Raw genomic sequence first — 14226 nt, 5'->3', positions numbered from 1 at the left:
CTATCCAACAACAATTTCTTGGGAGGAGTCTCGCTTCTTGTCGCCACTCAGGCGGCGAGGGCTGCGGCGACGCGCAGAATCTTCGCGAAGCAGATTTCGTTGCAAGCGAAGCGGCGTGCGCAGCCGAGACAGTCGCGGCGGATCTTCTCTGGATATCGTGCGCGATCGACGCGTTGATAGCCGATCGCCTCGAAGAACGCCGGCTGCAGCGTGAGCGCGAACACGTGCATGACGCCGCGCTTCATCGCGAGGGCTTCGACGGCACCGACGATGTCGCGCCCCAGCCCGTTGCCCTGCGCTTCGGGCGCCACAGCGATCGCCGCGACCTCGGCGACGGATGGTGAGTACTCCTTCAGCGCGCCGCAGGCCATGATCCGCCCGCGTGCATCGACGGCGACGACGAAATCGTCGATCGTGAGCGCGACCTGTTCCGGCGTGCGCCGGAGCATCAGATGCTCCGCGGCAAAGATGTTGTTCAGTCGCGAGATCTCCGACGACTCCGCTTCACGAGCCGGCCGAATGAGCAAATGCTCACTTGATGTCGAGCTCACAACACCTGCTCCAGGATGTCCAGTCCGAGGGCGAGCTCGTCGCGCGTGGCGACGAGCGGCGGAAGAAGTCGCACGGTGCAATCCCCCGCCGTGCAGGTCAGAAGTCCCGCCTCGCGGGTCGCTTCCACGACGTGGGATGCCGTGCCCATGATGTCGAAGCCCCACATGTAGCCGATCCCGCGAACCGCGCGCACACGCCCGGTCCGCCGCGCGATCTCCTCGAGTTGACGGCCGATCCATGCGCCATTCTCACGGACCGATTCGAGTAACGACGGTTCGGAGAGCCGATTCAGAACGTGCAGCGCCACGGAGGAAACGAATGGTCCACCGCCAAACGTGGTGCCGTGGTCCCCCGGCTTGATTGCGTGCGCAATCTCCTCCGTCACGAGCACGGCGCCCATTGGCAATCCGCCCGCGAGTGGCTTCGCGAGCGTGAGAATGTCTGGCTGGACGCCAAGCTTCTCATACGCGAACAACGTCCCGGTCCGCCCCAGGCCGCACTGAATCTCGTCGAAGACGAGAGCGATCTGGCGTTCCTTCGTGAGCGCGCGCAGCTCGCGAATGAATCCGCCATCGAGCACACGTACGCCACCCTCGCCCTGCACTGGCTCGAGAATCAGCGCCGCCACCGTCTCCGCGTCGAGCACCGCCGCCAAATCTTCGAGATTCCGCTCGGAGATCGAGATGCCGCCCGCGAGAGGCCGGAATGGAATGCGATAACCCGGCCGGTCGGTCGCAGCGAGCGTGCCGAATAGGCGGCCATGGAAGGCACCGCGAAGCGCGACGATTTCATGCTTCACCTCGCCAACGGTGCGCGCCCACCGCCGCGCGAATTTAAACGCGCCCTCGTTCGCCTCAGCGCCGGAGTTGCAAAAGAAGACCTTGTCGGCGAAAGAACGCTCGACGAGCGCCGCGGCCAAACGCATGGCCGGCGCCGTTTCATACAGGTTCGACAGATGCACCAATCCGTCTGCCGCCGCGTGCAGCGCGGCGACGAGACCGGGATCGCCGTATCCGAGCGCGTTCACGGCGATACCGCTCACGAAGTCGAGATACTTCTTACCCTCGGCGTCGTACAAATACACGCCTTCACCGCGAACGAACTCGCCTGGCGCACGCTTGTACGTGTACAACACGGCATCGCTCGCGGTGTGCGCCGTCGCGATGCCATCCACCGCCGGCTCACGGTTCACCGAGAGCTCCGGCGCGATACCCGAAGTCGTCGGCGGCATGGGCCGTGTTGTTTTCAACGTGATACCGGGAGCGTGTGCCGTCATGAGTTCTCCGAGAGTTTCTCACTGCGACTGCGATGAATCAGGAGATCGCCGCGGTCAATCGAGCAGCAGCGTACCGCGGGTCGGATCGGTGATCGCCGCAATATCGCCGATGCGAACGCGCTCGACGCCGCCGCCGATCGCGCAGAGCGCCGCCTCGAGCTTTGCGCGCATGCCGCCTGCCGCCGTCCCGGCATCGATGAGATTGCGCGCAACCGGCGTTCGAAGGCGTGGGATTACCGCGCCATCGGACATCACACCTTCAACGTCGGCGACGAGCAGCAGCTCACCGGCCGCCAGGGCCACCGCAAGCGCCGCGGCGGCGTCGTCTCCATTGACGTTGAGCGCGGCGGCGTTGCCTAACGAATTCACGCTTGTGGCGCCAGCGCACGCGTTGCGACTCACTGGCGATACGACCGGCACGTAGCCGCCATCCAGCAGGTGCCACAGGAGCTCGACGTTGGCCCGATGCGGAGCGCCAACGTAGCCGAGACGCTCGGGATCCACCGGGCTCGCGGTAAGCAGCGATGCATCCTCACCCGAAAGTCCGAGCGCTCGCACGCCGCTGCTCACCAGCGAAGCAACGAGTCGCTTGTTGGCGCTGCCCGATAGCGCCATGCGGACCACATCGATGTCTCCCTGGCTCGTCACTCGGCGACCGCCAACGAACTGCGCCTCGAGGCCAAGAGCACGCTGGAGCGTCGTGACTTCGTCGCCACCGCCGTGCACGATGACCAACGGGCACGAGCCGCCGTTCCACAGCTTCGCGAGGCAGCCTGGCAATGCAGGGTCGCTTTGCGGGCGACCGCCGATCTTGACGACGCGTGTTCCGTTTGTCATGCGGGGAGCCCGGCGCCTTCGTTCAGACCAAGCATGAGGTTCGCGTTTTGCATCGCCTGTCCCGCTGCACCCTTCATCAGATTGTCGATCGCGGACAGCACGAGGAGCGTCGGCCGTCGCGTGCCCGCGAGCGGTATCGCCGACATCCGAACAACGTTGCGATGAATGACGTCGCGCAATGCCGGCGGTTCGGCCGTGACTTCGATGAACGGCTCGGCGTCGTACGCGTCGCGCCAGGGATCGAGCACGTGTCCAGTGAGGGGCGCTCGCAGCGTCACAGTAATGGTTGCGAGAATCCCCCGTGCGACGGGCAGCAAGTGCGGCGTGAATACGAGATCCGCGGGGGATCCCAACGCACTCGTCATCGCCCGCATCTCGTTCAAGTGCCGATGCACGTTGCCGAGGCCATTCGCAAAACCGTAGGCACGGTAGTCCTCGGACACTTCGCCAAAGAGCAGTTCGCGCTTGAGGGAATTGCCAGCGCCGGTGACGCCGCTTGCAGCATCGACGACGACCGTGGAATCATCGGCAATGAGATTTTGCTGAATTAGTGGTGCGAGCGCGGTGAGGATCGCGGTCGGATAACACCCGGGATTGCTGACGAGTGGCGCATTGCGCACCTGCTCGCGCATCAGTTCCGTAAGGCCGTACGGAATGCCCTCGCAGCCATTTCCTGGTCGAAGATCTGCAGAGAGGTCGACGGCGCGCGCGCCCGCCTCCCGAGCTCGGGCAACCCAGTCTTTCGAGGCGCCGTGTGGGAGCGCGCTGAAAACGAGCGCGGCGTCGCCGAGCGGCGCATCATCGGTCGCGATGAAGTTGATCGCGTGCCGACCAATGCGCGCCGTCGCCCCGCGCTGATCATTCGCGGTCGCGAAGCCGAGCTCGAGCTCCGGGTGGTCGAGAATGAGTGCACAGAGCTCGCGGCCGGCATAGCCGCTCGCTCCGAGAACTCCGACAGGCATTTTATTCACCCGGAATGCATAATAATGCGTCGAGGGCGAGTCAATGCCGGCTGGAGATCTGGTGCTGTCGACTATGGCTCGGACCTGCTATCCTACCGTCCGTGGAACGCGAACCGAGTATGAAGAAATTCGAGCGACAGGAAGCCATTCTTCAGCTGGTCGGCAGCCACGCCGTCGCCAGCCAGGAGGAGCTCCGCAAGTTGCTCGAAAATCGTGGGTGGAGCGTCACTCAGGCCACTTTATCTCGCGACCTTCGTGAACTCGGGCTGGTCCGCGCACCCACGGACGATGGCGTTCGGTATATGCGGCCGGAGGCGCTCGGCGGTGACGAAGGTAAGCCGTCTCTCGAAGCGCTCTTACCGCAACTCTTCGATGCGGTCGACGGCGTGAGTGAGCTCCTGGTTCTGCATACGCTCCCAGGCGGCGCTCAACCCATCGCCGAAGCGATCGACGCGCAGGACTGGCCTGAAATCATCGGCACCATCGGGGGCGAGAACACGATCCTGATTGTCTGTCGCTCTTCGCAGGCGCGAATCGAGCTCGCTCAGCGCCTCCAGGCCATGGCCGGCCGCCGACCTCAGGCACGGGCGTGAGGTCTCGAACGAGACTTCGTCCCCTGCATGATGCGGCGGGCGAAACGCCATATTGACTCGGCTCAAGCCACGCGCTTAATTATGCAAGTCGACTGCATAACTTGGCGCAACGGAGCTGACATGCCTCGCACTATCGTGCTCGCCTACTCGGGCGGCCTCGACACATCCATCATCGTACCCTGGTTGCGCGAGCACTATGATGCCCAGGTCATCTGCGTAGCCGCGGACATCGGACAGGGGCAGCGTGAACTGGCGGGCGTCCGCGCCAAAGCCATCGCCTCGGGTGCCCTCGAGTGCTACGTCGAGGATCTGCGCGAGGAGTTCGTTTGCGACTTCATCTTTCCGACGCTTCGCGCGGGCGCGGTCTATAACCGCAAGTATCTCCTCGGCACGTCGATGGCGCGGCCACTCATCGCCCGTCGCCAAGTCGAGGTCGCGCGACGAGTTGGCGCGGATGCGCTGGCGCACGGCTGCACCGGAAAGGGCAACGATCAGGTCCGCTTCGAGCTCACCTACGCTGCGTTTGCACCGGATCTTCCGGTGATCGCGCCCTGGCGTGAATGGCACATTCGCAGCCGAGAGGATGCGATCGCGTACGCCGCGGAGCGCGGGATTCCGGTCGCAGCGACCAAGGAAAAGATCTATTCCCGAGATGCCAACCTCTGGCACCTCTCGCACGAGGGCGGAATCCTCGAGGATCCGAACGCAGCGCCGCCCGACGACCTGCTTCAGCTCACCGCGACGCCATTCGAGGCTCCAGATGTGCCAGAGACGGTCGTTATCGGCTTCGAGCAGGGAACGCCGGTGTCGGTGAACGGCGAGCGCCTTGATGCGGTAGCATTGATCGAAACACTCAACGCGATCGGTGGCAAGCACGGTGTCGGTGTCGTCGATCTCGTGGAGGATCGGCTCGTTGGAATGAAGTCGCGCGGTGTCTACGAGACGCCGGGCGGTGCGCTCCTCTACTCGGCACATTCGGAGCTCGAGCAACTCGTTTTGGATCGTCGTACACTCGCGGCGAAAGACCTCATTGCTCCTCGTTACGCGGACCTCGTTTACGAGGGTCGCTGGTGGACGACCGAGCGCGAGGCGTATGACGCGTTCGTCACCGCAACCCAGACGCGCGTGTCGGGCACCGTCGCGCTTCGGCTGTACAAGGGCTCTGCCGCTGTTGTCGGGCGCGAGAGCGCCCATGCTCTCTACGACGAGCGTTTCGTAACCTTCGGCGAGGACGACGTATATCAGCAAAGCGACGCCGCGGGATTCATCCGCCTCTTCGCCCTTCCCGCCCGCGTTCGCGCGCTGAAGGATCAGGAGATCGCGCGCACTGAGAGCAGCGCGGAAACGGCTGATGCTGTCCTTCAAGGGCACGAGACAAAAGGCGCATCGGTCACCGAGTCGCAGGCGCTCGATGAGGCAGCACCGCCGCCGGAGCTGGCGGTCGCATGACGACCGCGGCCTTCGTCGAGGCCGCGGCCAAAGCGCACAAGCTTTGGGGTGGTCGCTTTGCGGGAGGCGGAACGGCGCCACAATTCGACGCGCTCAATAATTCGATCGGCGTCGACATACGACTCTGGCCCTTCGATATCGAGTTGTCGAAGGCGTGGGCGATGGCGCTGTACGGCGCCGGAGTCCTCACGATCGGCGAATGTAACGACATCGAGCGAGGACTCGATGCCGCAGCGCGAAGGATCGAGTCGGGCGTTCAACCAATCGCATCGGACGAGGACGTGCACACGTTCATCGATCGATTGCTGCACGACGAGGTGGGCGACGTCGCCTCGAAGCTCCACACGGGCCGAAGTCGCAATGACCAGGTTGCGACGGCGACCCGCATGTGGGCCATGACCGCGACGGCAGAGCTGGATATCGCCGTGCGACAGTTGCAGCAAGTGATGATCGATCAGGCCCACGGCCTCGAAACGTCATTGATGCCGTCGTACACGCACTTGCAGCGAGCGATACCGGTCTCCGCTGCTCACTGGTTGCTTGCGCACTTTTGGCCGCTCGAACGGGATCGTGCGCGCTTGCGCGCGGCGGCGAAGGGCGCGGCCGTTCTGCCGCTTGGATCCGGCGCCGCCGCAGGCTGTGCCTACCCGATTTCGAGGACGTTGCTCCAGGGTACGTTAGGATTCGACGCGGTTACGCCTAACTCGATCGACGCTGTCAGCGACCGCGATTTCGTCGCCGAACTCTTGTTCGGCACCGCGCTCATCGGCAGTCATCTATCGCGTCTTGCCGAAGATCTCATTCTGTACGGTTCCAGCGAGTTTGGCTTCGTCCAGTTCGGAGATCGGTTCACATCCGGTTCGAGCATGATGCCGCAGAAGCGTAACCCGGATGCACTCGAACTTGCCCGTGGATCGGCCGCCCGCATGCTCGGTGGCCTAACGACGCTCCTTGCGACGCTGAAGGGCTTACCCTCGAGCTACAACAAGGATCTACAAGACGACAAGCGCATCGTCTTCGACGCCGTCGATACGTTGCTGCTCGTGCTGCCGGCGGTCGCTGGTGCGCTGGCCGAATGCACGTTCCGCAGCGACCGAATGCGGGCCGCGCTCTCGTCGACGATGATGGCGACGGACCTCGCCGATTATCTCGTGCGCAGGGGCGCAACGTTCCGTGAGGCGCACGGGGCCGTTGGTCATCTCGTGCGGACATGCGAGGAGCGCGGGACGGAAATGCACTCGCTGCCGTTCAGCGAGTTCGGGGCCGCGCACGCTTTGTTCGGCGAGGACGTTTTCGATGCGCTCTCCGCTTATCGCTCGGTGGAACACCGCGAAGTCGAGGGCGGGACTGGGCCTTCGGCCGTGCGAGCCCAGTTGGAGGCCGCGCAGCGCGCGCTCGACGTCGCAACACGCTGAGCCTCGTTAGGCAAAACGACGAAGCAAGGCGCTCGGGGTCAGAAGAGGATTCCGAGCGAGACCGGCAGCATTCGAATCGCCGCATTGCCACTCGTGCGATGGTACCGTGCCTCGACAAACGTCGTCACCTCGCTGAGCTCGATGCGGACGCCGCCGCCCACGTTCACACCGAAGTCCGTCGCCGGGTGAGTCGCGAGAAAGAGGTTGTGCTCGCTGTTGTAGATGCCGACGCCTCCCAACAGATACGGCGTGAGGGTGGTTCCCGTCGGCACCCGGAGTACCGCGTCGCCGGTGGCCATGAAAATCTGGTCTCTCGTCGAGTTGCCAGTGTACTTCATGTCGTGAAACGCCCCGTCGATGCGAAATCCCAGCGGAGTCGCCGGAACGCGAACGTCGACGAGCAACTCGACGTGGTAGCCGACGTTCTTGTCGCTGCCATAGGCGCTGACCGGTGCGGTGACTCCGACCGCCATACCAACTCGCGCCGGTGATTGGCTCGTTGCGCGAACGCTCGATAGAGCGACGGCCATGAAGGCCACGATGAGCGCTCGCAAATAGCTCGTTCTGGTCACGTGCATCTCCGGGATGAAGGAGGTGAGCTGCGCGTGGTACACGCCGGATGAAACGCAAGAGAGCCGGGCGGTGTTGCATCGCCCGGCTCTCTTAATTTGTCGCGCGACGCCGGCCTCAGTTCGCGGCCTTCACCACGTTCTCGGCGGCTGGCCCCTTCTGTCCCTGAACGAGATCGAACTCCACGGGCTCTCCCTCGGCAAGACTCTTGAAGCCGTTGCCCTGGATCGCGCTGTAGTGCACGAAGCAGTCTTTGTCACCGCTGTCGGGGGTAATGAAGCCAAAACCCTTCGCGTCGTTGAACCACTTCACTTTGCCGGTCGTACGCATACCTGCTCCTCAAATGTGCGGTCGCCGTCGCGGGCACGCCGCGGGACGATTTACCTTGTCCACGACCACACCATGTGATCGCAGTTCCTCAGACGTCTGAAGCCGGACCCGAGAACCGGCGGGCCCGGCTTCAGACGCGGCGAAAAAGTAAGAGGACTGCTAAAGTCGGTCAATAGCCATCGTTACTATTGCCCGAGCACTCGGACCCCGGTGACGAAGTATTCCGTCTCACCAAAGCAGGCGGTTGGGACACCTTGGTGCTGATCGTAGGTCAATGAGACCCGTTGGCCCATCGATCGGGTGATTATCTGCGCGATACTGTCATCCCGAACGGTGAACTCCCATCGCTCCTGTAGCGCGCCGGGCACGTTGACCATCGCCAACTCGCCTTCCCACGTTTTGCAGATCCACCCTTTTCGTGAGAACTTCTGAACGTAGCCCGCTCGATCACCGCGCGAGTACGAGTAGTTCAACGCAACGACGGTCCATAGCGCGAGAAGCACGGCCGGCGAGATGATGACGCCCGCGAGGACCCATGGCCAGCGGCGACGATGCCGATGCACGTTCGGCGGGGTCTGTTCCGGAACCGGAGCCGGTGCCGACTCGTCAGGTGGGACATCGGAAGCAGTAGCCATCACCCACATCCTTGAAGAGGTGGTCTCGCGCGCGGTTGCGAGGCAAAGCTACCGCTACGGCCCGCGCAACGGCAATTGAGCAGGCCCTCTCGCGACGAGTATCTTTTACGGGTGTAATTCGCCGTCAACGTCCTTCCATCGTGACCTTTCGCACTCGCAGACAGACCGCCACCGCCTGGATCGGCGACGTTCCGGTCGGCAGCGCCTATCCCATCGTCGTCCAATCGATGACGAACACCGACACCGCCGACGCGGTCGCGACGGCGGCGCAGGTCGTTGCGCTGGCTCGTGCTGGCTCGCAACTCGTTCGCGTCACGGTGAACAACGAACAGGCGGCGGCAGCGGTTCCCGAGATCGTGCGTCGTGCGACGGACGAGGGGTGCGAGGTCCCCGTCATTGGCGATTTCCACTACAACGGCCACCTGTTGCTGGCCAGGTATCCGGACTGTGCGCGTGCCCTCGCCAAATACCGCATCAACCCCGGTAATGTTGGCGGGAAGCGCCGCGATGAGAACTTTCGAACGATCGTTCGGATCGCAGTCGACAACGGCAAGCCGGTGCGCATCGGCGTGAACTGGGGATCGCTCGATCAGGATCTCCTCACGCAGATGATGGACGAGAACGCGCGCGCCCTGGAGCCGCGTGACTCTCATGAGGTCTACATCGACGCGATGATTGCCAGCGCGCTCCGTTCCGCGGAGCTCGCCGAGGAAGTCGGATTGGCGCATGATCGCATCCTCATTTCGGCGAAAGTCTCGGGCGTCGCCGATCTCGTCGAGGTATACAGACGACTGGCCGCCCGTTGCGATTATCCTCTACACCTCGGTCTGACCGAAGCCGGCCTCGGGATGAAGGGAATTGTCGCGAGCACGGCCGGTTTGTCGATCGTGCTCGCGGAAGGAATCGGCGACACCATTCGTGTCTCGCTCACACCGCGCCCAAATGGCGATCGAACGGAAGAGGTGTTGGTTGCGCAGCAGATCCTTCAGTCGTTAGGCCTGCGGAGCTTTGCGCCTCAGGTCACCGCCTGTCCCGGATGCGGGCGCACCACGTCGACGTTCTTTCAGCAGATGGCCGAGGATATTCAGGGCTACGTCCGCGAGCAGATGCCGGTGTGGCGCGAGCGGCATCCGGGTGTCGAGGAGATGCGCGTCGCCGTCATGGGCTGTGTCGTCAACGGTCCAGGCGAATCGAAGCACGCGAATATTGGCATCTCGCTGCCCGGCACGTTTGAGGAACCGAAGGCCCCCGTTTACGTGGACGGCAAGCTACTGACGACCCTTCGCGGCGAGGGGATCGTTCCCGAGTTTCTCTCGATCCTCGAGGAGTACGTGCGGACCCGCTATCCGTCGAGCCAGGCCGTACTCCAGGCGCGGTGACAGCGGCCTAACGGCCCCCCGGCGTGGTGCCTCCGCTTTCAGCGGCGACGCCGCTCTCGGCCAATTCCTCCAGACTCTCGACGACGCGGCGCAGCTCGTCCATGATCGGTGCCGTAAAGCCGATCGTGCGCAGCCGTTCGTAGACGCGCCGATACCATCGCACCGTTCCCTCGCGACCAGCGTTGAATCGGCCCCACACGGTTGCCGGATCGATCGTGCGCCTCAGATCCGCGGCGATCGTGCCGGCATTGTGGAGCTTGTCAGCCGCGCATACCCAACGGGCAGATTCGCTCGCATCGGCGAGCCGCTCGAGATAATCGTCCTTGCGTTCCTCGCTCGACAGCTCCATGCCGCTGTCATCGGTGATGCGGTTTGTCACCGCGAGCACCGTGTCGAGAACCGTCATGCCGAACTTGTCGCCGATGCGCTGCTCCAGCGTCGCCCGCGTGTAATTCTCGCGCACGCAGTCTTCGATGACGTCGTGCAGGATGCCGGCAACTACGGTGTCCTCATCGCGCCCATAACGAGTGAGAACGATCGCCACGTTCGCCGGATGCGTCAGATACGGCAGACGCGTTCCTTTACGCACCTGTCGATCGTGATGCTTCGCGGCGAAGGCAAGCGCGTGGTTGATTCGATCAGAGTACCCGTTGATCGTCATCGGCAGAGAAAGTTAGCGCGGCGCTAGAGAGCGTGCATCGACCTCGATAGCGCGCTCGATTGCTGCTCTACAGACGCTCATGTCAGCGGCGTGCAAACCACCGGACGAGCCGTTCAAGACCTGTGCGATCTTGTTCGTCAAAAGCCGCGACCTCACTCGAATCGATGTCGAGGACCGCAACGAGCTCCGCCGACGAATCAAAAACCGGTACCACAATCTCCGAACGCGAGCGCGCGTCGCAGGCGATGTGACCAGGAAAAGCGTGGACATCCGGCACAACGATCGTACGCCGTTCCGCGGCGGCCGTTCCGCAAACTCCCTTCCCAAACTCGATCTCGAGACATCCCAACGAGCCCTGATACGGTCCGACTCGAAGCAGCTCTGGCTCGACGACTCGGTAAAAGCCCGTCCACAGGTGGCCGAACGCTTGGTGCGCGAGCGCGGTCATCGTCGCCATTGCCGCAATCTCGTCGGAGATTCCCGCGAGAACTGCCAAGACGTGGCTCTCGAGCTCTCTGTACGCGTCCGACTTGGGGACGTTCCGCAAATCGAGGGTCAGTTCGGCCACAACGTACCGATTGGCTCACTCAGAATGTTTCGAAGCTAGCACATCTCAGTTGGCCGTGGGCTCATCGAGAAATATCGCCGATGAGCAGTAGCTCCAGCGTGACGAGCGCCAGACCGTGCAACGCGATCGCGACGCCGGCGCCTTCTGCCTGAAGAGACCGGTCGCCTGCGTCGGCGGTTCGCATCTTCAAAACGCGCGAGGATGCCACAATCGTCACCCCGACTGCGAGTAGACCGAAATAGAGACCAAGTTGAAGCCACGCGAGTCGATCGAGGCGGGTTGCGCCGGAGATATCCCGCAAAGGAACGCTTCGATAGTCGACAGACGCGACCAGCAGCTCGACGAGCCCGAGCAGTCCGCACACCCAGGCAAAGCGGCGCAAAAGAGCCGATCCCTGGCGCGCCTGCGCGATGATCAGAACACCCGTGCTTGCGACCGTTGCAATCGCTCCCCAGAGGCAGAGGCGTAGTAGATGAAGGCGCTCCGCGTGCTGCAGGACGTCCGACCACACGTTGCGCTACCGCGCGCGGCCGCCCACGAGTGCTTCCATCTCCGCAGTTCGTTGGGGCGGAACGCCAGCGGCGATTTCGGCCGGCGCGATCGGCGCAGGATCGAAGTCGTCCCAGAGAACGATACCGAGTGGATTGCCTCCGGCGAGTCGAATGCCCTGCATAGCCTCTTTGAGGTCGGAGTGCCGAGTGTAGCCGAGGCGAGCGCAGTAGATGACGTCGTGCATTGGCAGCGCTCCGGGCAAACCGCTCAAGGTCAGCTCCCTCGAAGCAGTGACGAGAACGGTGTCATAGTGCCGTGCCATCCTTGCCGCGTCGCGCCTCAGCAAATCGGAAACCTGACGGGCGTCCGGCGACGTGTGACCGACTCCACTGGGTACGACGTCGATCACGCGATCACGGCCAATCGTCGCATGCCGCGTCGCTTCCGGCCAGCTGACGCGTCCCTCGAGTATGTCTTGCAGCCCGGGGCGTGGGTTCATCCGTAGAGCCGATGAGACCGGCGAGAGTCGCTCGTCGGTATCAATGACGATCACGTTGCGAGCTTCCTCGGCGGCCACAGCTCCCAAATTCGCGGCGACGATTGCCGCGATGAGAGAACTCTCACCCGAGATTGTCAGCATCAGCAACGACGACGCTGGCGGTGCGACGAACAGCCAGACGAGCTGGTGCGCGTCGTTGCCCGGATCGATGTGCGGAGGCGCAACGCGGTCAGCCATACGTCGACCGCGTTCGGGCGATGGCGGACGTGGGCGAATCACGGAGATCACGCGCACACCACCAACTCGTTCGGCCTCACGAGCATCCGCAATCCGCGGATGCCTCAGCTCCTGAGCCAGCGCGGCGCCGAAGCCGAGTACCATCCCGAACACGATTGCCGAAGCGAGCATGGCATAAGGTGGCGCGTTCAGTGGATTAGCGAGGACACGCGCCCGCTCGGCGCGACGATCCAGTTCCTCGAGGCGAAGTCGCGCCGCTTCCAGTTGGGCCGTACCTGCCGCGACGGCTGCTGTGGCGGAGTCTCGTGCCACGATTCGTCGCGCGGTGTCGGCTTGCACGAGCTCGCTTGCCTTTGGCCGCACTGGAGCCGCGAGTATAGCAATGGCATTGCTCAGGCTGTCCCGTCGCGCAACACCGATGGTTTGCAGCGCATGCCCTATCTCTGTCGCTCGCGCAGTCAGAGCAACGAAGACCGGGTCCGCGCCGCCAGATGTAGCGGACGCGTCCCGCTCTCGCTCGATATCAGTGAGCGAATCCAGCAGAGCCTTCACGGCGGGATGAGCGGCGAGCTCGCGCGATTCACCCAGGGCGCGATAAGAGGCCGCAAGGGGAGCCGTCTCGGTTCGGGCGAGCAACGCTTCGAGGGCGGCAAGCCGCTGGTTGAGCGAATCTCTTCGTGTCGCGAGGACCGGATCGAGCAGCGTATCCGCTTGTGCCTGCGCTATCATCGCCGCCTTGGTGCGCGCGGCTGAGAGAGCGAGCTCGCTCGATGCCACTCGAGCATTCGCCGTCGCCACGGCTTGCACGAGTACCATCGTGTCCGGCCGCTCACCAGGCTTTGGCGCGATCGCTTGCGCGGCGCGCCGACCTTGTTGAGGGACCACGACGAGGGCAACAAGGGCAGTAATGAATGTCCCGACGCTCACCGCGCCAATGAAGATAGGGCGATGCATCGCGTTGCGAGCGCGAGCAGCGAGGTATGTCGCGCGCGGAACGACCAATCGGTACTCGGACGTGGCAGCCATGACGTTGGACTAACTTCGCAGGAAGCGTACACCTGCTCGAGGCGCTCGCGACCGGAAGCGAGAGGCGCGGCGGCGATAGCTCCCGGTCATCGGCGCGGACGCTGGTCGGTTTTACTGAACTGTGATCGTGCCCTTCATGCCAAACGTCAGGTGCGGTGTGCAGTGATACGCATACGTACCGGGCGGCATTTTTCCGAAGGAGATGGTGTATGTCTCGTTCGGGTTCATCATCATCGGACTGGAGAGCTCAGATACCTGCTGAGGCATGTTGGCAGACAGCTGGGCTTTGGCGTTGGCGGGAATAAGCGCCGGATCGAAGGCCACATTGTGTGATCCGCCCGAGACCATGATGAACTTCACGCCGTCGCCCGATTTAATCGTTACATCGGCGGGATCGTAGCGGTAATTCCCCTGCGCATCCTGTAGCATCTTCACTTCGACGGTTTGGCCTGTAATTGGCGCCGGCGCTTCCGTCTCTCCGGTCGCAGACTGCGCCGTCGCGGCCGCAGGGGTCGGCGTGGCCGCTGTGGCGGTCGAGTCGGAGCTACCCTTCATTTCGCCGCATGAGGCGATGGTGGCTGCAATCGCCAACACCGCCAGAGTCCAGAGCTTCATTGATAGAATACCTCAGTCGGTTCAAGCTACAGCCGGAAATACCCTTGGCGCGCGCGGCGAGCTCGTGGTTTGCCGGGAGTGTGAGACTATTCACAAAGGCCGTCGCGTGCAACGCGTTTCGCTCTCTGCC

At 63.4% G+C, this 14226-nt stretch carries 16 protein-coding genes; 4 read left to right on the top strand and 12 right to left on the bottom strand.

Translation table 11 applies throughout. The annotated features are described in order from the left end of the window. Positions 1-47: 47 nt before the first annotated feature. The 4 genes from VGH98_02510 to argC are packed head-to-tail and all read right to left on the bottom strand — an operon-like array spanning position 48 to position 3627. On the bottom strand, positions 48-551 hold the full coding sequence (locus VGH98_02510) for a GNAT family N-acetyltransferase (protein HEY2374823.1): 504 nt from the start codon (positions 549-551) through the stop codon (positions 48-50). Then, positions 548-1828: an acetylornithine transaminase gene (locus VGH98_02505; GenBank protein HEY2374822.1), complete on the bottom strand. Its 1281-nt coding sequence runs from the start codon at positions 1826-1828 to the stop codon at positions 548-550. The genes VGH98_02510 and VGH98_02505 overlap by 4 nt, the downstream gene beginning before the upstream one ends. Before the next feature lie 54 nt (positions 1829-1882). Next, positions 1883-2665 (bottom strand): acetylglutamate kinase, encoded by a 783-nt coding sequence (gene argB / locus VGH98_02500; protein ID HEY2374821.1) that lies wholly within the window; start codon positions 2663-2665, stop codon positions 1883-1885. Beyond that, the gene (gene argC / locus VGH98_02495) at positions 2662-3627 is read right to left on the bottom strand and encodes an N-acetyl-gamma-glutamyl-phosphate reductase (protein ID HEY2374820.1); all 966 of its coding nucleotides are present in this window, start codon (positions 3625-3627) and stop codon (positions 2662-2664) included. The genes argB and argC overlap by 4 nt, the downstream gene beginning before the upstream one ends. Positions 3628-3746: 119 nt before the next feature. Between argC and VGH98_02490 the strand changes: the two genes are divergently transcribed. The 3 genes from VGH98_02490 to argH all read left to right on the top strand — a co-directional run bounded on the left by VGH98_02490 (position 3747) and on the right by argH (position 7084). Further along, entirely contained in the window at positions 3747-4220 is a 474-nt protein-coding gene (locus VGH98_02490; protein HEY2374819.1) for a hypothetical protein, read from the top strand. Between the two features lie 120 nt (positions 4221-4340). Then, complete coding sequence (locus tag VGH98_02485; GenBank protein ID HEY2374818.1) at positions 4341-5669, top strand: argininosuccinate synthase; 1329 nt, start codon at positions 4341-4343, stop codon at positions 5667-5669. Then, positions 5666-7084: an argininosuccinate lyase gene (argH, locus tag VGH98_02480; GenBank protein ID HEY2374817.1), complete on the top strand. Its 1419-nt coding sequence runs from the start codon at positions 5666-5668 to the stop codon at positions 7082-7084. Before VGH98_02485 ends, argH begins: the two co-directional genes overlap by 4 nt. Before the next feature lie 38 nt (positions 7085-7122). On the opposite strand, the gene VGH98_02475 is transcribed toward argH, so the two are convergent. The 3 genes from VGH98_02475 to VGH98_02465 all read right to left on the bottom strand — a co-directional run bounded on the left by VGH98_02475 (position 7123) and on the right by VGH98_02465 (position 8619). Next, on the bottom strand, positions 7123-7656 hold the full coding sequence (locus VGH98_02475; protein ID HEY2374816.1) for an outer membrane beta-barrel protein: 534 nt from the start codon (positions 7654-7656) through the stop codon (positions 7123-7125). 115 nt (positions 7657-7771) lie between these two features. Beyond that, a complete protein-coding gene (locus VGH98_02470) occupies positions 7772-7984 on the bottom strand; it encodes a cold-shock protein (protein ID HEY2374815.1) in 213 nt (70 codons plus the stop codon). Positions 7985-8169: 185 nt separating this feature from the next. Further along, positions 8170-8619, bottom strand: a complete 450-nt coding sequence (locus tag VGH98_02465; protein ID HEY2374814.1) for a hypothetical protein — start codon at positions 8617-8619, stop codon at positions 8170-8172. A gap of 140 nt (positions 8620-8759) precedes the next feature. Between VGH98_02465 and ispG the strand changes: the two genes are divergently transcribed. Next, positions 8760-9998 (top strand): flavodoxin-dependent (E)-4-hydroxy-3-methylbut-2-enyl-diphosphate synthase, encoded by a 1239-nt coding sequence (gene ispG / locus VGH98_02460; GenBank protein HEY2374813.1) that lies wholly within the window; start codon positions 8760-8762, stop codon positions 9996-9998. A 7-nt stretch (positions 9999-10005) separates the two neighbouring features. Here ispG and VGH98_02455 read toward each other — a convergent pair whose 3' ends face one another. From VGH98_02455 to VGH98_02435, 5 genes are all read right to left on the bottom strand, one after another. Further along, complete coding sequence (locus tag VGH98_02455; GenBank protein HEY2374812.1) at positions 10006-10659, bottom strand: HD domain-containing protein; 654 nt, start codon at positions 10657-10659, stop codon at positions 10006-10008. A gap of 82 nt (positions 10660-10741) precedes the next feature. Further along, positions 10742-11227 carry a GAF domain-containing protein gene (locus VGH98_02450; GenBank protein ID HEY2374811.1) on the bottom strand — a complete coding sequence of 162 codons (486 nt, stop codon included), beginning with the start codon at positions 11225-11227 and terminating at the stop codon, positions 10742-10744. Positions 11228-11288: 61 nt separating this feature from the next. Beyond that, complete coding sequence (locus VGH98_02445) at positions 11289-11738, bottom strand: hypothetical protein (GenBank protein ID HEY2374810.1); 450 nt, start codon at positions 11736-11738, stop codon at positions 11289-11291. Positions 11739-11744: 6 nt separating this feature from the next. Beyond that, complete coding sequence (locus VGH98_02440; GenBank protein HEY2374809.1) at positions 11745-13481, bottom strand: hypothetical protein; 1737 nt, start codon at positions 13479-13481, stop codon at positions 11745-11747. Between the two features lie 111 nt (positions 13482-13592). Continuing rightward, positions 13593-14096 carry a plastocyanin/azurin family copper-binding protein gene (locus VGH98_02435; GenBank protein ID HEY2374808.1) on the bottom strand — a complete coding sequence of 168 codons (504 nt, stop codon included), beginning with the start codon at positions 14094-14096 and terminating at the stop codon, positions 13593-13595. Between the last annotated feature and the right edge of the window lie 130 nt (positions 14097-14226).

Source organism: Gemmatimonadaceae bacterium, from assembly GCA_036496605.1.
Classification (GTDB): domain Bacteria; phylum Gemmatimonadota; class Gemmatimonadetes; order Gemmatimonadales; family Gemmatimonadaceae; genus AG2.
Note: the sequence above shows the minus strand (reverse complement) of the source record. Positions and strands in the feature narration are given on the sequence as shown.